This is a genomic window from Variovorax sp. (assembly GCF_035634955.1).
In the GTDB taxonomy this organism is placed as follows: Bacteria; Pseudomonadota; Gammaproteobacteria; order Burkholderiales; family Burkholderiaceae_C; genus Variovorax.
This window is the reverse complement of sequence record NZ_DASQBZ010000025.1, coordinates 370,277-388,931: the sequence shown is the minus strand read 5'-3', so window position 1 is coordinate 388,931 and position 18,655 is coordinate 370,277. Positions and strand designations below refer to the sequence as shown.

General features: G+C 67.4%; 16 protein-coding genes. 2 read left to right on the top strand and 14 right to left on the bottom strand.

All coding sequences use genetic code 11. The annotated features are described in order from the left end of the window. Positions 1–64 precede the first annotated feature (64 nt). The 13 genes from VES41_RS16165 to VES41_RS16105 all read right to left on the bottom strand — a co-directional run bounded on the left by VES41_RS16165 (position 65) and on the right by VES41_RS16105 (position 14,729). Entirely contained in the window at positions 65–814 is a 750-nt protein-coding gene (locus VES41_RS16165) for an endonuclease/exonuclease/phosphatase family protein (RefSeq protein ID WP_324819012.1), read from the bottom strand. Then, entirely contained in the window at positions 811–1,284 is a 474-nt protein-coding gene (nudB, locus tag VES41_RS16160; protein ID WP_324819009.1) for a dihydroneopterin triphosphate diphosphatase, read from the bottom strand. Before nudB ends, VES41_RS16165 begins: the two co-directional genes overlap by 4 nt. Positions 1,285–1,405: 121 nt before the next feature. After that, the gene (gene aspS / locus VES41_RS16155) at positions 1,406–3,214 is read right to left on the bottom strand and encodes an aspartate--tRNA ligase (protein WP_324819006.1); all 1,809 of its coding nucleotides are present in this window, start codon (positions 3,212–3,214) and stop codon (positions 1,406–1,408) included. A 46-nt stretch (positions 3,215–3,260) separates the two neighbouring features. Continuing rightward, complete coding sequence (locus VES41_RS16150; protein WP_324819002.1) at positions 3,261–3,878, bottom strand: DUF502 domain-containing protein; 618 nt, start codon at positions 3,876–3,878, stop codon at positions 3,261–3,263. Between the two features lie 19 nt (positions 3,879–3,897). Continuing rightward, entirely contained in the window at positions 3,898–4,260 is a 363-nt protein-coding gene (locus VES41_RS16145; RefSeq protein ID WP_324818999.1) for an FmdB family zinc ribbon protein, read from the bottom strand. Between the two features lie 115 nt (positions 4,261–4,375). After that, the gene (locus VES41_RS16140; protein ID WP_324818996.1) at positions 4,376–5,815 is read right to left on the bottom strand and encodes a sodium:solute symporter family protein; all 1,440 of its coding nucleotides are present in this window, start codon (positions 5,813–5,815) and stop codon (positions 4,376–4,378) included. Between the two features lie 38 nt (positions 5,816–5,853). Beyond that, positions 5,854–7,419, bottom strand: coding sequence for a ubiquinone biosynthesis regulatory protein kinase UbiB (ubiB, locus tag VES41_RS16135; protein WP_324818993.1), 1,566 nt, complete (start codon positions 7,417–7,419; stop codon positions 5,854–5,856). Beyond that, positions 7,416–7,964 (bottom strand): hypothetical protein, encoded by a 549-nt coding sequence (locus tag VES41_RS16130; RefSeq protein WP_324818990.1) that lies wholly within the window; start codon positions 7,962–7,964, stop codon positions 7,416–7,418. Before VES41_RS16130 ends, ubiB begins: the two co-directional genes overlap by 4 nt. A 122-nt stretch (positions 7,965–8,086) precedes the next feature. Beyond that, positions 8,087–9,094 (bottom strand): Tim44-like domain-containing protein, encoded by a 1,008-nt coding sequence (locus VES41_RS16125; protein WP_324818987.1) that lies wholly within the window; start codon positions 9,092–9,094, stop codon positions 8,087–8,089. A 52-nt stretch (positions 9,095–9,146) separates the two neighbouring features. Continuing rightward, entirely contained in the window at positions 9,147–9,878 is a 732-nt protein-coding gene (gene ubiE, locus VES41_RS16120) for a bifunctional demethylmenaquinone methyltransferase/2-methoxy-6-polyprenyl-1,4-benzoquinol methylase UbiE (protein ID WP_324818984.1), read from the bottom strand. An 86-nt stretch (positions 9,879–9,964) separates the two neighbouring features. Next, positions 9,965–10,378, bottom strand: a complete 414-nt coding sequence (locus VES41_RS16115) for a DUF971 domain-containing protein (protein WP_324818982.1) — start codon at positions 10,376–10,378, stop codon at positions 9,965–9,967. A gap of 2 nt (positions 10,379–10,380) precedes the next feature. Then, positions 10,381–10,833, bottom strand: a complete 453-nt coding sequence (locus VES41_RS16110; RefSeq protein WP_324818980.1) for an HIT family protein — start codon at positions 10,831–10,833, stop codon at positions 10,381–10,383. Continuing rightward, on the bottom strand, positions 10,830–14,729 hold the full coding sequence (locus tag VES41_RS16105; RefSeq protein WP_324818977.1) for an FAD/FMN-binding oxidoreductase: 3,900 nt from the start codon (positions 14,727–14,729) through the stop codon (positions 10,830–10,832). The genes VES41_RS16110 and VES41_RS16105 overlap by 4 nt, the downstream gene beginning before the upstream one ends. A gap of 220 nt (positions 14,730–14,949) precedes the next feature. Here VES41_RS16105 and VES41_RS16100 point away from each other — a divergent pair, with 220 nt between their 5' ends. Beyond that, positions 14,950–15,864, top strand: coding sequence for a glycosyltransferase family 8 protein (locus tag VES41_RS16100; RefSeq protein WP_324818975.1), 915 nt, complete (start codon positions 14,950–14,952; stop codon positions 15,862–15,864). 30 nt (positions 15,865–15,894) lie between these two features. Here the strand turns inward: VES41_RS16100 and serA are convergent, their stop codons facing one another. Beyond that, positions 15,895–17,124: a phosphoglycerate dehydrogenase gene (serA, locus tag VES41_RS16095; RefSeq protein ID WP_324818973.1), complete on the bottom strand. Its 1,230-nt coding sequence runs from the start codon at positions 17,122–17,124 to the stop codon at positions 15,895–15,897. Between the two features lie 144 nt (positions 17,125–17,268). On the opposite strand from serA, the gene ugpB reads away from it, so the two are divergent. Next, the gene (ugpB, locus tag VES41_RS16090; protein ID WP_324818969.1) at positions 17,269–18,579 is read left to right on the top strand and encodes a sn-glycerol-3-phosphate ABC transporter substrate-binding protein UgpB; all 1,311 of its coding nucleotides are present in this window, start codon (positions 17,269–17,271) and stop codon (positions 18,577–18,579) included. Positions 18,580–18,655 lie beyond the last annotated feature (76 nt).

The following is an 18,655-nucleotide window of genomic DNA, read 5'->3' as shown; positions in this document are numbered from 1 at the left end:
GCAAAGGCTTTTCCACGTTCCCGAGCGGGAACTCAGCAGCGACGGCGCCTCTTTGCTATGAAATTCATAGCGAAAAGTCCGAGACCAGCGGCAGGTGGTCCGACATCCGGGCCCAGACCGGGCCGCGCGGCACGGCGCATTCGGTCACCGGCATGTGGCGGGCGTAAATGAAATCGAGCTGCGTCAGCGGCAGGCGCGACGGGTACGTCAGGGTGCGAGGGCCGCGCAGGTCGCTGGAGTCGCGCAGGCCCATCGCGTTCATGGCGTAGCGCATGCGCGCGCCCCAGTCGTTGAAGTCGCCCGCGACGACGAGCCGGTCGCCGGGCGGAATCTCCTTGTCGATGAAATCGCGCAGAAGCGCCACCTGGCGCACGCGGCTGCCCTTGATCAACCCCAGGTGCACCACGATGGCATGCACCGGAACGCCTTCGACCTCGATCACCGCGTGCAGCAGCCCGCGCTGCTCGAAGCGGTGGTCCGAGATGTCGCGATGCGACGTGTGCAGTACCGGCCACCGCGTCAGCAGCGCGTTGCCGTGTTCCCCGTGGCGCGTGATGGCGTTGGTCTCGTAGACGGCCGTATAGCCCTCGGGCGCCAGGAAATCGGCCTGCGGCAGCTCCGGCCAGCGGGCAAAGCGCATGGCCGCCTGGCGGTTCATCTTGCGCACTTCCTGCAGGCAGATGATATCGGCGTCGAGCTGCTCGACCGCGTGGCCGAGGTTGTGGATCTCGAGTCGCCGCACCGGCCCGACGCCCTGCACACCCTTGTGGATGTTGTACGTCGCAACGCGAAGTTTGCCCTGCTGCTCGCTCATTCCATGAATTCTGGCAGCAACAGGATCGCCTCGGCGTTCGAGGGCGAGTAGCAGGCGTCGGCCGCCTCGCGCCAGGGCAGCCAGCGCCAGGCGGTGTGCTCGCGCGGACTCAGCACCGGCACCGCCGCCTCGGGCAGGCACAGGCCGAACAGGTGCTCGCGGTTGCGGGTGACGCCGGGGGAATAGCGGTGCAGGTAGCGCGGATAGATGTCGTACTCGTTGGTCAGGCTCCAGTCGCGCAGCGACCGGGCCAATGCGCTGGCCGGGCCGCAGTCGAAGCCGGTTTCCTCCAGCACCTCGCGCGCGGCGGTGAGCGCCAGGGGTTCGTCCGGGTGGTCCTTGCTGCCTGTGACCGACTGCCAGAAGCCCGGCGTGTCGGCGCGCTCGATGAGCAGCACCTGGCGCTGCGCGGTGTGGATGACCACCAGCACCGACTCGGGAATCTTGAAGGGCTTGACGTGCGCGTCCATGGCTTCGCGGCCACCGGCGATGTCCGGTGCCGCATGCTGCCAGCATAAATGAAAAGGCGCCCTGCCCGACCGCGCGTTGCCGCGGTGCGGGCGGGCGCCGGACGGCGCGGCAGCCTGAGCGTCAGTCCGCCTTGGCGGCCGTGTTGCGCAACCGGATGTGCAGTTCGCGCAGCTGCTTCTCGTCGACCGGGCTGGGCGCCTGCGTCAGCAGGTCCTGGGCGCGCTGGGTCTTGGGGAAGGCGATCACGTCACGGATCGATTCGGCGCCGGTCATCAGCATGACCAGGCGGTCCAGGCCGATGGCGATGCCGCCGTGCGGGGGCGCGCCGTACTGCAGCGCGTCGAGCAGGAAGCCGAACTTCGCCTGGGCGTCCTCGGCATTGATCTTGAGCGCGCGGAACACCTTGCTCTGCACTTCCTCGCGGTGGATACGCACCGAGCCGCCACCCATCTCGATGCCGTTGAGCACCATGTCGTAGGCCTTGGCCAGGCACTTCTCGGGTGCGGTGTCCATCATGTCCTCGTGCCCGTCCTTGGGCGACGTGAACGGATGGTGCACGGCAGACCAGCGCTGGCCTTCCTCGTCGTACTCGAACATCGGGAAGTCGACCACCCACAGCGGCGCCCAGCGATCGTCGAACAGGCCAGACTTCTTGCCGAACGGGCTGTGGCCGACCTTGATGCGCAGGGCGCCGATGGCGTCGTTCACCACCTTGGCCTTGTCGGCACCGAAGAAGATCAGGTCGCCGTCGCGCGCGCCGGTGCGGGCGATGATCTCGGCCAGGGCGCCATCGCCCAGGTTCTTGACGATCGGGCTCTGCAAGCCTTCGCGGCCGGCGGCGGCATCGTTGACCTTGATGTAGGCCAGGCCCTTGGCACCGTAGATCTTGACGAACTCGGTGTAGGCGTCGATCTCGCCGCGGCTGAGCCCGCCCTCGGCGCCGCCGCCGGGCACGCGCAGGGCCACCACGCGGCCGTCCTTCATGTTGGCGGCTGCCGAGAACACCTTGAACTCCACGTCGCGCATGACGTCGGTCAGCTCGGTGAACTCCAGCTTGACGCGCAGGTCCGGCTTGTCCGAGCCGTACTTGAACATGGCGTCGCCGTAGGTCATGGTCGGGAACGGGGGCAGCTCGATGCCGGCGGCCGCTCGGAAGACCTGGCGGATCATGCCTTCGAACATCTCGCGGATCTCGTTCTCGGCCATGAACGAGGTCTCGATGTCGATCTGCGTGAACTCGGGCTGGCGGTCGGCGCGCAGGTCCTCGTCGCGGAAGCACTTGACGATCTGGTAGTAGCGGTCGAAGCCGGCGACCATGAGCAACTGCTTGAACAGCTGCGGCGACTGCGGCAGCGCGAAGAAGCTGCCGTCGTGCACGCGGCTGGGCACCAGATAGTCGCGCGCGCCCTCGGGCGTCGACTTGCCCAGCATGGGGGTCTCGATGTCGATGAAGCCGTTGGCGTCGAGGAACTTGCGTGCCTCCATCGTCACCTTGTAGCGGGTCATCAGGTTGTTCTGCATGACCGGGCGGCGCAGGTCGAGCACGCGGTGCGTCAGGCGCGTGGTCTCGCTGAGGTTGTCGTCGTCGAGCAGGAAGGGCGGCGTCACCGACGGGTTGAGCACCTTGAGCGCATGGCACAGCACCTCGATCTTGCCGCTCCTGAGGTTGTCGTTGACCGTGCCTTCGGGCCTCGCACGCACCAGGCCGGTGACCTGCACGCAGAACTCGTTGCGCAGATCCTCGGCGATGCCGAAGCTGTCGGCGCGATCGGGGTCGCACACGACCTGCACATTGCCCTCGCGGTCGCGCAGGTCGATGAAGATCACGCCGCCATGGTCGCGCCGGCGGTTCACCCAGCCGCACAGGGTGACGGTTTGGCCCAGCAGGGCATCGGTCACGAGACCGCAATAGTGTGTACGCATCGCCATGGTGTTGGCGGCGCCGCGGGGGCGCCTACTCCTTCTTCTGTTCGGTTTAGGCGTGGCTGATGGACTCGGGGCCGCCTGGCACCACTACGCCCATCGACACGATGTACTTGAGCGCCTCGTCGACGCTCATCTTCAGTTCAATGCAGTCCGTGCGCTTGAGCATCACGAAGTAGCCGCCGGTGGGGTTCGGCGTGGTGGGCACGTACACGCCCAGGTAGTCACCCTGCAGGTGATTGCGCACGTCGCCGCCGGGTGTGCCGGTGACGAAGGCGATGGTCCACGCGCCCGGCCGCGGCCATTCGATCAGGACCGCAGTGCGGAAGGCGTTGCCGCTGTCCGAGAACAGCGTGTCGGAAACCTGCTTGACGCTGGAATAGATCGAGCGCACCACCGGGATGCGGCGCACCAGGGCGTCGCCCCAGCCGAGCAGCCGCTTGCCGATGAAGTTGCTGGCCGCCGCGCCCACCCCCAGCAATATGGTCAGCGTGAGCAGCACGCCCAGCCCGCGCACGCGGTGCTGCGCCAGCCACTGCTGCCAATGGGCCGGCAGCAGCCACAACGTCTGGTCCAGCGTGCCGATGATCCAGTCGAGCACCCCGAGCGTGATCGCCAGGGGAACGATGACCAGCAGGCCGGACACCAGCCACTTGCGCAGCGCGAGCATGGCGTTCGGCGCCCTCTCTCTAGCTGGCGCTGCCGGAGGCAGGCGCCGGTGCGGCAGCAGGCGCCGCCGCGGGCGCGGCGGCCGGAGCCGCTGCGGGCGCCGACGGTCCCGCGGCAGCAGCGTCACCGCCGGTGCCGGTGGCAGCCTCGGCCGCCTTCGGCGCGGCGCTGTCGCTCTTGCCCTTGCCGGTGTTGCTGCCACCGTCGCGGAAATCGGTCACATACCAGCCCGAACCCTTGAGCTGGAAGCCGGCAGCGGTCAATTGCTTGCTGAATGCAGCGGCGCCGCATGCCGGGCAGTCGGTCAGCGGCGCGTCGGACATCTTCTGCAGCACGTCCTTGGCATGGCCGCAGGCGCTGCACTTGTAGGCATAGATAGGCATTGGGATGAAGGCGTGATGCGGGGCCTGACGAATTGGAGGCGCTCCGCCAGCAAAGCCCGCAATTATAAGGCGCGCCCTCGCAGATCCGTCCGCCGCGCAGGGCGCACGGGCCGCCTCAGGCGGCCAGCGGCCGGTGCGGTGTGCGCACGTTGGCCACCCACTGGGGTGCCAGCGATCCGGCCACCATGCCGGCCAGGGACGCCAGCAGGCCGGCCAGCTGCGCGGGGAATGCCTCGCCCCACGGCATGGCCAGCCCGGCGATCCAGACGCCGATCCCCAGGACGATGGCGAGCACGGCGCCTTGCGTGGTGGCACGCTGCCAGTACAGGCCGAAGACGAGCGGGATGAAGGCGCCCACCAGCGGAACCTGGTAGGCCCCGGAGACCAGCTCGTAGATGGGCGTGCCTTCCATCCGGATCGAGTAGGCCAATACCGCGGCGCTGAACACCAGGACGGTGATGCGCATGGTCCGGAGGTTGGATTTGTCCGAGCCGCTCGGCCGGAACTGGCGCCAGATGTTCTCGGTGAATGTCACGCTGGGCGCCAGCAGGGTCGCCGACGCGGTCGACTTGATGGCGGACAGCAGCGCGCCGAAGAACAGCACCTGCATCACGAAGGGCATCTTCTCGAGCACCAGCGTCGGCAGCACGCGCTGCGGATCGTCCTTGAGAAGCTGGGCAGTCTGCTCGGGCATGATCAGCAGCGCGCTGGCCACCAGGAACATGGGCACGAAGGCGAACAGGATGTAGGCGACGCCCCCGATGACCGGGCCGCGCGTGGCCGACTTGACGCTGTTGGCCGACATCACGCGCTGGAACACGTCCTGCTGGGGAATGGAGCCGAGCATCATGGTCAGCCCGGCCGCCAAGAAGAACACCATGTCCTTGAAGCTCGGCTCGGGCCAGAACCGGAACAGGTCGCGGCTGGCGGCAAAGGCGATGACCTTGTCGGCGCCACCGGCCATCTCGCCGGCAAACACTGCCAGCACCGCCAGCCCTGCCACGAGGATGATCATCTGGATGAAATCGGTGACGGCCACCGACCACATGCCGCCGAACAGCGTGTACGCCAGGATCGAGAGCACGCCAATGACCATGCCCATCGGAATGCCAACGGCACCGCCGGACAGCACGTTGAACACCAGCCCGAGCGCGGTGACCTGCGCCGACACCCAGCCCAGGTAGCTCAGCATGATGATCAGCGAGCAGGCCACCTCCACCGTGCGGCCGTAGCGCTCGCGGTAGTAGTCGCTGATGGTCAGCAGCGTCATGCGGTAGAGCTTGCCCGCGAAGAACAGCCCCACCAGGATCAGGCAGGTGCCCGCGCCGAACGGGTCCTCGATGACGCCGCCCAGTCCGCTGTCGATGAACTTGGCCGGAATGCCCAGCACCGTCTCCGACCCGAACCAGGTGGCGAAGGTGGTGGTCACGATCATGAAAAGCGGCAGGTGCCGCCCGGCGATGGCGAAGTCGGTGGTGTTCTTGACCCGCCGGGCCGCATACAGGCCGATGGCAATGGTGATCAGCAGGTAGAGGATGACCAGGGACAACAGCACGGGGGTTTCTCCTCGCGTCTTTTAGGGTGGGTGGAAATTCAGAACAGGCTGACGCGCATGACCAGCTGCATCGCCAGCAGGCCCAGCACGAAGCCGACACCGCCGTAGATGATGCCCTGCAGCAGGCGGTTGGTACGCTTCTGCGCGGCCAGCAGTTCCTGCAGCTCGCGCCGATGGTCGGCGGGCCGCCGCTCGAGGTAGTCGTGCAGCAGCCGTGGCAACTGCGGCAGCAGCTTGGCAAAGCGCGGGGCCTCCGCCCGCAACTGCTGAAGCAGCTTGCGCGGGCCCAGCTGGTCGACCATCCATTTCTCGAGGAACGGCTTGGCGGTGGCCCACAGGTCCAGGTCGGGGTCGAGCTGCCGCCCCAGGCCTTCGATGTTGAGCAGCGTCTTTTGCAGCAGGACCAGCTGCGGCTGGATCTCGACGTGAAAGCGCCGCGACGTCTGGAACAGGCGCATGAGCACCATGCCCAGCGAGATCTCCCGCAAGGGCCGGTCGAAATAGGGCTCGCACACGGTGCGGATGGCGGCCTCGAGCTCATCCACCCGCGTACCCTCCGGCACCCAGCCGCTCTCCAGGTGCAGCTCGGCCACGCGCTTGTAGTCGCGCCGGAAGAACGCGGCGAAGTTCTGCGCCAGGTACTCCTTGTCGACCTCGGTCAGCGTGCCGATGATGCCGAAGTCGAGCGCGATGTAGCGGCCGAACGTTTCCCGTTCCACGCTCACCTGGATGTTGCCCGGGTGCATGTCCGCATGGAAGAAGCCGTCGCGGAACACCTGCGTGAAGAATATGGTGACGCCGTCGCGCGCCAGCTTGGGCACGTCGACGCCGGCGGCGCGCAGCCGGTCGAGCTGGGCGATGGGCACGCCGTACATGCGCTGCATGACGATGACCTCGGGCTGGCAGTAGTCCCAGATCATCTCCGGGATCATGACCAGGTCGAGCGTGCTCATGTTGCGCCGCAGCTGGGCCGCGTTGGCGGCCTCGCGAACCAGGTCGAGCTCGTCGTGCAGGTACTTGTCGAACTCGGCCACCACCTCGCGCGGCTTCAGGCGCTTGCCGTCGGCCGACAGGCTCTCGACCCAGTTGGCCATCAGGGCCATCAGCGCCAGGTCCTTCTCGATCACGCCGCGCATGCCGGGCCGCAGTACCTTGATCGCTACCTCGCGCAGGCCGCCGTCGGGCATGCGCAAGGTGGCGAAATGCACCTGCGCGATCGAAGCGCTGGCCACCGGCACGTCGTCGAAGCGCTCGAAGATCTGGTCGACCGGTCGATGGAAGGCGCGCTCGATGGTCTGGCGTGCCACTTGCGAATCGAATGGCGGTACGCGATCCTGCAGCCAGGCGAGTTCGTCGGCGATGTCGGGGGGCAGCAGGTCGCGGCGGGTCGACAGCACCTGGCCGAACTTGACGAAGATGGGCCCGAGCCGCTCCAGCGCCTCGCGCAGCCGCTGCCCGCGCGGCGCGTCGAGCCGGCGGCCGACCGAGACCAGGCGCGCCACGGCATGCAGCCAGGGCTTCTGGAAGCTGTTGAGGACGAGCTCGTCCAGGCCGTAGCGCAGCGCGATCCAGACGATGAACGCGCCTCGGAAGAGACGACTCATTCGGTCTTCGCAGGGCTGGTACGTGCCGCCTTGTCGATGAACTGGCGCAGCGTGCCGACAACCTTGCGTGCGGCATCGGCGATGCCGTGGGCCGGCACGTCGCCGATCACGCGGGCCAGGTCGTCCTCGACGTCCCAGCGGACGTGGTCGACCAGCCAGTTCACCTCGGCCGCCAATTGCACGTCACCCACGATGCGCACCTGCGGCTTGTCGCCGCGCAGCGCCGACTGCGCCAGCTCGAAGGGAGATTCCTGCGCGATGCCCAGGGTCAGGTCGGGCGTCGCGCCTTCGGGCGCCAGGTCGACCAGGCCGGCCGGGGTGGCTTCCAGGCGCAGCACGATGCTGCGCCAGCGCACCTCCACCACGCGGCCCTGCTGTCGTGCCAGGCGCTCCTGCGCCTGAGGTTCCTGCTGCAGCACATGGTTGAGAAAGAGCACCGTGCGGTGCTGGATCTCGTGGATGGCCCAGGCCGGTGGCTGGAGCCGACTGCCGAGCTGACTCGCGAATTCGCCAAGGAAGGCGAAGGGGGACGAAGAGGTAGCCATGGCGCGATTATCCTGCGCTCGCGCCCCATTTATGGCCCGGCGTAAGCACCGGGCTGCAATTTGCATCCGCGCTGCGGCCGGCGCCCCGGACCGGCACGCACGGGGGCGCGGACGCCGTGGACTTACTGCAACGCCTGGACGCCGGCCACCAGCCAGCCGGACTTGCCGGCGACGGGGCGCGTCATGTTCCAGACCTCGCGGAAGGGGCTGGGGCCGGCCGACACGTCTTCGCGGATCATGCCGGAGAACTCCACGCTGGCCATGTAGACGTCCGGCAGTTCCTCGATTCCCAGGAGATGGGCTTCGAGCATGACCACCTCGGTCTTGTTCGGCTGGCCGCCCAGATGGGCCTCACGCTCGGCCAGCTGGCTGCGGATTTCCTGGACCATTTCGTCGGTCATCATCGACCGCAGTGTGGTGATGTCGCTGCGGTCCCAGGCGTCCTGCAGGGTCACGAAGTTGCGCTTGGCCGCGACCAGGAACCCGTCGGTGTCGAAGCCGGCCGGCACGCCCCAGCTCTGCGAACCCGACAGGGCTGCGCCGATCAGGCTGCCACCGGCTGCCGCGCCCGACACCGACTCGAAAGCCGTGCCGTGCCGCTCCCAGGGACGCGCCGACGCGTCGTTGCCCACGTTGTTCGGGCTGTATTGCGCCGGCGACGCGGCGTTGGCGGCACCGCCGCCCACGCCCTGGAATGCAAGGCCGTTCTGGCGGGCACCGCCCCTGGCCTGCGAGCGTGCACTGAACATGCGCCAGGCGGCCAGCGCCACCATGGCCACCAGGAGGATCAGCAGGAAGTTGGCGAACGCCGGGCCCAGGCCCAGCGAATTGGCAAGCCAGGCCAGGCCCAGGCCGGCCGCCAGGCCGCCGAGCATCGCTCCCCACGGCCGCTTCGGCGCAGCGGCGGCCGCTCCGGCGGCGCCGGGCTTGGCGGCGGCGGCGCTGCTCGGCGCGGTGGCGGTGCTGCCCGCGGTGTTGGACGGCGCCTGTGCGGGCGCCGCTTCGCGCTGGGTCACGTTGCTCGATTGACGACCGAAGGATTTGCCGCCGCCGCCCATGCGCTTGGCATCCGCGTGGACGCTTGCCAGCGCCAGGGCGCAAGTCAGCAGGATTGGAAGCAGTTTCTTCATGTCGTCTCCTCGTCGGTACAAAAAACGGATCGCGGGATCGCCGCTTGGGCCATCAGCACTTGATTCCAACATGCAGGGCGACCACGCCGCCAGTCATGTTGTGATAGTCCACATGGCCGAAACCGCCCTCCTTCATGAGGGTCTTGAGTTCTTCCTGACCCGGATGCATGCGAATGGACTCGGCCAGGTAGCGGTAGCTGTCCGCGTCGCCCGCCACCAGCTTGCCCAGGCGGGGCAGCATCTGGAACGAGTACCAGTCATACGCCTTGGCCAGCGGCTTGGCCACCTTCGAGAACTCCAGCACCAGCAGCTTGCCGCGCGGCTTGAGCACGCGATTCATTTCCTTGAGCGCACGCTCCTTGTGTGTCATGTTGCGCAGGCCGAAGGCCACGCTCACAACGTCGAACTCGCCGTCGGCGAAGGGCAGTTGCTCGGCGTCGCACACCAGGGTGGGCAGGGCCACGCCGGCGTCGATGAGGCGGTCGCGGCCGACCGAGAGCATGGCGTGGTTGATGTCGGTGTGCACCACCACCCCGGATTCGCCCACCTTGCGGGCAAAGGCCAGCGCCAGGTCGCCCGTGCCGCCCGCTATGTCGAGCACGCGCGAACCTTCGCGCAGGTTGGCGACCATGACGGTGTAGGCCTTCCAGGCCCGGTGCAGGCCGGCCGACATGAGGTCGTTCATGACGTCGTAGCTGCCTGCGACCGAGTCGAAGACACCGCGTACGCGACGTGCCTTGTCCTGCTCGTCGACCTGCTCGAATCCAAAGTGCGTGCTGCCCATGCACGCGATGTTAGGACCAAAGCCCTCAGCGCAGGCCGACGACCCCAGTGTGTCGCCGGGCTTTCATGGCAATGCGCGGCGCGCGTTCAGTGGCTGCCGCAGGCGTGACCGCCCTTTTCGGGCATGGGCGCGTCGCGGTCCACGCCGGCCGCGGCGAGCCGGGCCTCGTACTCGGCCCACAATTGCGCCTCGCGTGCGCCGAGCTCGTACAGCAGGTCCCAGGAATAGATGCCCGAGTCGTGGCCGTCGCTGAAGGTGGGCTGGACGGCGTAGTTGCCCACCGGCTGGAGACCGACCAGCTCGACTTCGCGCTTGCCGGTCTGCAGCACTTCCTGGCCGGGCCCGTGCCCCTGCACCTCGGCCGAAGGCGAGTAGATGCGCATCAGCTCGAAGGGAATGCGGAAGGTGGCGCCGTCGGAGAAGGCCACTTCCAGCACGCGCGACTGGCCGTGCGCCACGATATTCACCGGCGTGGGTGCGCCGGACTGCAAACCTGCCATTGCTACAGACTCCTCAGGCGGGCAACGAGTGCCAGTTCCATGTCAGGCAGCCGCGCTGCCAGTTCGGCCTCGCGCAGCGCATCGCGCTCGCGCTGCGGCGCCGCCCAGACCGGCGCCGGAAAGTGGCTGTCCCAGTCGAAGCGCGCGATCACGTGCCAGTGCAGATGCGCCACCACGTTGCCCAGCGTCGCCAGGTTCACCTTGGTCGGCGCCAAGTGCTCGCGCAGGCACGCCTCGATGGCGGTGACGCCCTCCATGCAAGCCGCACGCGCCTCGGGCGCCAGGTCGGAGAACTCGCGCACGTGCTCTCGCCACACCAGCCGGTAGAAGGCCGGGAACCCGGGCTCGTCCGCATGGACGACGCGATAGTGCGCGGCCTCATGCACCAGCCGGCCGCCGGCGGCGTCGCACAGCGGGCATCCGGCCCGGCCGACGGCGTGCGCGCCGAGCGTCATACCAGCACCCGCTCGATGCCGCCGTGATTGGCGGCGGCCACGTAGCGCTGCATCCAGTCCTCGCCGAGGATGCGCCGCGCCATCTCGACGACGATGTAATCGGCTTCCAGCAGGCCGTTGTTCAGGTCCTGGCCGTAGCGCGACAGGCCTTGCAGGCAGCTCGGGCAGCTGGTCAGGATCTTGACGTTGTCGGCCGGGCCGATGGTGCCCGACTGGCGCAGCGCGGCCTCGCCCTTCTTCAGTTCCTCTTCCTTGCGGAAGCGGACCTGGGTGGAGATGTCCGGCCGCGTCACGCCCAGGGTGCCGGATTCGCCGCAGCAACGGTCGCTCTTGAGCACGCTCTCGCCCACCAGCGCCTTGACCGTCTTCATCGGGTCCTGCTGCTTCATCGGGCTGTGGCACGGGTCGTGGTAGAGGTAGGCGCCAGCGCCGGCCGGCGCGTCGGCCAGGGAGATGCCCTTCTCCAGCAGGAACTCGTGGATGTCGACGATCCGGCAGCCGGGGAAGATCTTGTCGAACTGGTAGCCCTGCAACTGGTCATAGCAGGTGCCGCAGCTGACCACCACCGTCTTGATGTCCAGGTAGTTGAGCGTGTTGGCCACGCGGTGGAACAGCACCCGGTTGTCGGTGATCATCTTCTCGGCCTTGTCGAACTGGCCGCTGCCGCGCTGCGGATAGCCGCAGCACAGGTAGCCCGGCGGCAGCACCGTCTGTACGCCCGCATGCCAGAGCATGGCCTGGGTGGCCAGGCCGACCTGCGAGAACAGGCGCTCCGAGCCGCACCCGGGGAAGTAGAACACTGCCTCCGTCTCGGCCGAGGTCGCCTGCGGGTCGCGGATGATCGGAACGTAGTCGGCATCCTCGATGTCCAGCAGCGCGCGCGCCGTGCGCTTGGGCAGGCCGCCGGGCATCTTCTTGTTGATGAAGTGGATGACCTGTTCCTTCACCGGCGCGGGCCCCAGCGTGGCCGGCGGCGCTGCCGTCTGCTTGCGGGCCAGCCCCTTGAGCAGGTCGTTGGCAAGGCGCTGAGCCTTGAAGCCCACGCCCACCATGCCGGCGCGGACCGCCTTGATGGTCTGCGGGTTGGTCGCGTTGAGGAAGAACATCGCGGCCGCGTTGCCGGGGCGGAAGCTCTTCTGCCCCATCTTGCGCAGCAGGTTGCGCATGTTCATCGACACGTCGCCGAAATCGATCTTCACCGGGCACGGCGTGAGGCACTTGTGGCAGACGGTGCAATGGTCGGCAACGTCCTCGAACTCCTCCCAGTGCTTGATCGACACGCCGCGGCGGGTCTGCTCCTCGTAGAGGAAAGCCTCGACCAGCAGCGAGGTGGCCAGGATCTTGTTGCGCGGCGAATACAGCAGGTTGGCGCGCGGCACATGGGTGGCACACACCGGCTTGCACTTGCCGCAGCGCAGGCAGTCCTTGACCGAATCGGCAATGGCGCCGATGTCGCTCTGCTGCATGATGAGCGACTCGTGGCCCATCAGCCCGAAGCTCGGCGTGTAGGCATTGGTCAGGTCGGCATGCGGCATGGCGCCGCCGGCGGCCGGGGCGTCGGGTGCCGCGCGCAGCAGCTTGCCCTTGTTGAAGCGGCCTTCGGGGTCGACGCGCTGCTTGTAGTCGGCAAAGGGCGCCAGTTCCTCGTCCGACAGGAACTCCAGCTTGGTGATGCCGATGCCGTGTTCGCCCGAGATCACGCCGCCGAGGCTGCGTGCCAGCGCCATGATGCGCGCCACCGCGGCATGCGCGGTCTGCAGCATCTCGTAGTTGTCGCTGTTGACCGGAATGTTGGTGTGCACGTTGCCGTCGCCGGCATGCATGTGCAGCGCCACCCACACGCGGCCCTTGAGCACGCGTTGGTGGATGGCGTTGCACTCGGCCAGGATCGGCGCGAAGGCGGCGCCGGCGAATATCTGCTGCAGCGGCGCGCGGATCTGCGTCTTCCAGCTCGCGCGCAGGGAATGGTCCTGCAGGTGCGGGAACAGTGCGTCGACGTCGCGCAGCCAGCCGGCCCAGCGCTCGCCCACCTCCTGCACCAGCGCCACCGCCTGTCCGACGCGGTCTTCCAGCAGTTCGGCCGACGGAATGTCGTTGGCGTCGTCGGTCTTGCCCAGCGGCAGATTGCCGCGGGTGAGGAACTCGATCAGCTGCTCGGCCAGCGCCAGCTTGTTGGCCAGGCTCAGCTCGATGTTGATGCGCTCGATGCCGTCCGAGTATTCGGCCATGCGCGGCAGCGGAATGACGACGTCCTCGTTGATCTTGAACGCGTTGGTGTGCCGGCTGATGGCCGCCGTGCGCTTGCGGTCGAGCCAGAACTTCTTTCGCGCCTCGGGACTGATGGCGACGAAGCCCTCGCCGCTGCGCGAATTGGCCAGCCGAACCACCTCGGAGGTGGCGCGCGCCACCGCGTCCGGGTCGTCGCCGGCGATGTCGCCGATCAGCACCATCTTCGGCAGGCCGCCGCCGTGCTTCTTGCTCTTGGTGGCGTAGCCCACCGCCTTGAGATAGCGGTCGTCCAGGTGCTCCAGGCCGGCCAGCATCACGCCGCTGCGCTTCTGCTCGGCGAACATGAAGTCCTTGATCTCGACGATGCTGGGCACTGCGTCCTTGGCGTTGCCGAAGAACTCCATGCACACGGTGCGCGTGTGCTCCGGCATGCGGTGCACCACCCAGCGGCAGCTGGTGATGAGGCCGTCGCAGCCCTCCTTCTGCACGCCCGGCAGGCCCGACAGGAACTTGTCGGTCACGTCCTTGCCCAGGCCTTCCTTGCGGAAGGTGCGACCCGGAATCTCCAGACGTTCGGTGCGCAGGTGCGTCTTGCCGTCGGCGCCGTAGTAGTTCAGCTCGAAGACGGCCGACTCGGCGTCATGGATCTTGCCCAGGTTGTGGCCGACGCGGGTCACCTCCAGCCATTCGGCCTGCGGGGTCACCATGCGCCACGAGGCCAGGTTGTCCAGCGCCGTGCCCCACAGCACCGCCTTCTTGCCGCCGGCGTTCATCGCCACGTTGCCGCCGACGCACGAGGCTTCGGCAGAAGTCGGGTCCACGGCGAAGACGAAGCCGGCGCGCTCGGCGGCGTCCGCCACGCGCTGGGTGACCACCCCCGCCTCGGTGTGGATGGTCGGCACCGGCGCCTCGAGACCGGGCAGCTGGACCAGCTCGACCTCGGTCATGGCCTCCAGCTTCTCGGTGTTGATGACGGCGCTGTTCCAGGCCAGCGGGACGGCGCCGCCGGTGTAGCCGGTGCCGCCGCCGCGCGGAATGATGGTCAGGCCCAGCTCGATGCAGCACTTGACCAGCCCGGCCATCTCCGCCTCGGTGTCCGGGGTGAGCACGACGAAGGGGTATTCGACCCGCCAGTCGGTGGCATCGGTGACGTGCGAGACGCGCGAGAGGCCGTCGAACTTGATGTTGTCCTTGGCCGTGACTCGGCGCAAGGCACGCGTGGACTTGCGCCGCAGCGCCGCCACGTCGCGGAACATGACGTCGAACGCATCGATGGCCTGCGAAACCAGCGCCGACAGCTCGCCCACCAGGGCATCGCGCTGGGCGTCGGCGTCCGGCGTGCGGCGCTTGCCGACCTCGGCCATGCGGTGGTGCAAGGCCTCCACCAGCAGTTGCCGGCGGCGCGGATTGTCGAGCAGGTCGTCGACCAGGTAGGGGTTGCGGCGCACCACCCAGATGTCGCCCATCACCTCGTAGAGCATTCGTGCCGAGCGGCCGGTGCGACGCTCCGCGCGCAGCGTCTGCAGCAGGTCCCAGCCGCGCTCGCCCAGCAGGCGGATCACGATCTCCCGGTCGGAGAAGCTGGTGTAGTTGTACGGGATCTCGCGCAATCGCGCCGGCTCTGCGGCCTGCGACAGCAACGCGGTCAACGCGGTCGGTGCATTCATCGGGTGGGGCTTCGACCAGGCGCGCTGGCGCCCTGGCAATCCGGGGGGAAGTGAGCCGGCAATTTTATGTCACCCCTCCAATCGGCGCCGGGCAGCGGGCCGGAGGCAGGTGACGGGCGGGAAAAAGCGCCATTGCAGCGCGCGGCTTTCCATGAAACGAAATGTAATATAAAGTTCACATTCGCGCATCACGATTCCAATCCTTGTCACGGGACGGTTCATGCACATTGCCTTCAACATCAACGAACTGGGCATGCCGGGCCTGGGTGCGACCTTGCGGTCGATGCTGCTCAATTGCGCGCAGCCCCACGAACTGCACCTGCACTTCCTGGTCTCGCGACTGGCGCAGCGGCACCGCGACAACATCGTGGCCCACCTGGCGCAATGCGGCGGCGTGGGCGGGTGCCGCTTCATCGAATTCGACGCCGATCGCGAGTTCGGCGACCTGCCGGGATTGCTGGGCGACCGCACCGCCTATGGCCGTCTGCTGCTGCCCGACTTGCTGGCCGACGTGGACGAGGTGCTCTACCTCGACGCCGACCTGCTTGTCCAATGCGATGTGCGCACACTGGTGAGCGAGCATCCCCTGGTTGGGCACAATTTCGCCGCCGTGGGCTTCGAGCTCGACTGGGCCCAGGACAAGGTGATGCTCGTCAAGCATGGCCTGACACTGCAGACCCAGTACTTCAACAGCGGCGTGGTCGCTTTCAACCTGGCTCGCCTGCGCAGCGAGGGCGCCAGCGCGGCCTGGCGAGCCTTCGCACGCGCCAACAGGCATGAACTGATCTCGCACGACCAGACCGTGCTCAATGCCTATGCAAAGGGACAGTACCTGGCGCTTCCCAGCCGCTTCAACCTCGGCTGGACGGCGGGGAAGGCCCAGCCGGGCGATTGCACCGGCGCCATCGTTCATTTCTTCGGCAGCCCCAAGCCCTGGGATCCCGCCGGCCGGCTGTGCCACCTGGGCTACGGCCTGTGGAAACGGTATTCCGACCCCGATTGGGAACGGCAGTACCTCGACCTGTCGGTCGCCAGGCTCAAGCGGCTTTGGCAGATTCGCCGCTCCCTCGTGCGCGTGACGCGCGGCGCGTGGAAAGCCAGGCAGCAGGCGATCAAGCGCACCGAACCGGCCTGAGCACGGCGGCGCGGGCGCCGCCGCCCCGCTTCAGAACAACACCCGGCTGCGGATGGTGCCGGGCACCTGGCCGAGCTTTTCCAGCGTCCGCTCGGACGACGCCGCCTCGATGTCGGTGACCACGTAGCCCAGGTCGCCGCGCGTCTGCAGGAACTGCGCGCAGATGTTGCTGCCGTTGTCTGCAAACACCTGGTTGATCGCCGACAGCACGCCCGGCACGTTGCGGTGGACGTGCAGCAGCCGGTGCTGGCCCGGATGCGCCGGCAGCGCCACCTCGGGGAAGTTCACCGACGTGGTCGAGGTGCCGTTGTCGCTGTACTTGACCAGCTTCTCCGCCACCTCCAGCCCGATGTTGGCCTGGGCCTCCATTGTGGAGCCCCCGATGTGCGGCGTCAGGATGACGTTGTCCAGCCCGCGCAAGGGCGAGGTGAACTCATCCTTGTTGCTGCGCGGCTCGGTCGGGAACACGTCCACCGCGGCGCCCAGCAGCCGCCCTGCGCGAATGGCCTCGGCAAGCGGCTCGATCTCGACCACCGTGCCGCGCGAGGCGTTGATGAGAATCGCGCCCGGCTTCATGGCGGCGATCTGTTCGGCGCCGATCATCCACTGCGTGGACGCCAGCTCCGGCACGTGCAGGCTCACGATGTCGCTTTGCGCCAGCAGTTCGGGCAGGCTGCGCACCTGCCGCGCGTTGCCCAGCGGCAGCTTGGTCACCACGTCATAGAAGATCACCTGCATGCCCAGCGCCTCGGCCAGCACCGACAGCTGCGCGCCAATGGAGCCATAGCCGACGATGCCCAGCGTCTTGCCGCGGATCTCGAACGCGTTCTCGGCCGTCTTGCGCCATTGCCCCCGATGCGCCGCCGCGCTCTTGCCCGGCACGCCGCGCAGCAGCAGGATGGCCTCGCCCAGCACCAGTTCGGCGACCGAGCGGGTGTTGGAGTACGGCGCATTGAACACCGCCACGCCATGCGCGCTGGCGGCGTCCAGATCGATCTGGTTGGTGCCGATGCAGAAGGCGCCCACGGCCACCAGCTTGTGCGCCGCATCGAACACCGCCGGCGTCAGGTGGGTGCGCGAGCGGATGCCCAGGAAGTGCACGTCCGCGATCCTGGACTTGAGCTCCTCCTCGGGCAGCGCTCCGGCCAGCGCCTCCACCTGGGTGTAGCCCTGCGCATGCAGCAGTTCCACCGCCGACGGGTGCACGCCCTCGAGCAGCAGGAAACGTATGCGGGCCTTGTCGAGCGAGGTGCGGCTCATGACAGGCATCCTTGCTGCACGAGCTCAAGAAGGGTTTCCCCGCTGGCTTGAATATGACAGAAATGTGACAAACGCTGACTCCGCTTCGTAACAAGAGCGACATAGCCTATCCGGTTTACCAATTTCCAAGCAGGAGTGTTCTTTATGCGATTCAAGGCCCTTGCGACGGGCGCAGCCCTGTCGGCCGCCCTCATCGCCCCGACTTACGCGCAGACCGAAGTCCAGTGGTGGCATTCGATGAGTGGTCCGCTGGGCGAATGGGTCAATGACCTGGCCAAGCAGTTCAACGACAGCCAGAAGGATTACAAGGTCGTGCCGACCTTCAAGGGCGGCTACGACGAGTCGATGACGGCCGCCATCGCGGCCTTCCGCTCGGGCAACGCCCCGGACATCCTCCAGGTGTTCGAAGTCGGCACCGCCACGATGATGGCATCCAAGGGCGCCATCAAGCCGGTGGCCGAGGTCATGAAGGAAGGCGGCGTCAAGTTCGACCAGAACGCCTACGTGCCCGCCGTCGCCGGCTACTACACTGCGCCCAACGGCCAGATGCTGAGCTATCCGCTCAACAGCTCGACGACCATCTTCTACTACAACAAGGACGCCTTCAAGGCGGCCGGTCTGGACCCCGAAAAGGCGCCCAAGACCTGGCCGGAAGTGTTCGCTGCAGCCGACAAGCTCAAGGCCTCGGGCCACAAATGCCCGTTCACCACCAGCTGGATGAGCTGGACCCAGCTGGAAAGCTTCTCGACCTGGCACAACACCCTGTTCGCCAGTGAGAACAACGGTTTCGGCGGCACCAAGGCGCGCCTGGTGTTCAACCAGCCGCTGCAGCTCAAGCACTTCGAGAACCTGGCCAAGATGGCCAAGGACGGCACCTTCGTCTACAAGGGCCGCGGCAACGCCGCCGACGCCTCCTTCCCGGCCGGCGAGTGCGCCATGATGACCGGCTCCTCGGGCCTGTACGCCCGGGTGTCGAAGGACGCCAAGTTCGCCTACGGCATTTCCACCCTGCCCTACTACGCCGACGTGAAGGGCGCGCCCCAGAACACCGTGATCGGCGGCGCCAGCCTGTGGGTGATGGCCGGCAAGCCGGCCGACCATTACAAGGGCGTGGCCAGGTTCTTCGACTTCCTGTCCAAGGCCGACGTGCAGTCGGCCAGCCACAAGCGCACCGGCTACCTGCCGATCACCATGGCGGCCTACAAGCTGACCGAGGACTCGGGCTTCTACAAGCAGAACCCGGGCACCGACGTCGCGGTGACGCAGATGATCCGCAAGACCACCGACAAGTCGCGCGGCATCCGCCTGGGCAACTTCGTGCAGGTGCGCACCATCATCGACGAGGAGACCGAGCAGATCTGGGCCGGCAAGAAGTCGCCCAAGGAAGCGCTGGACACCGCTGTCAAGCGCGGCAACGAACAGCTGGAGCGCTTCCAGAAGGCCAACAAGGGCTGAGGCCTGCCTTGGGGAGCGCCACCCGCCTCCCGTGTTCACGATGAGTTAAGTTCGTGAACAACAATTAAACTGCGCC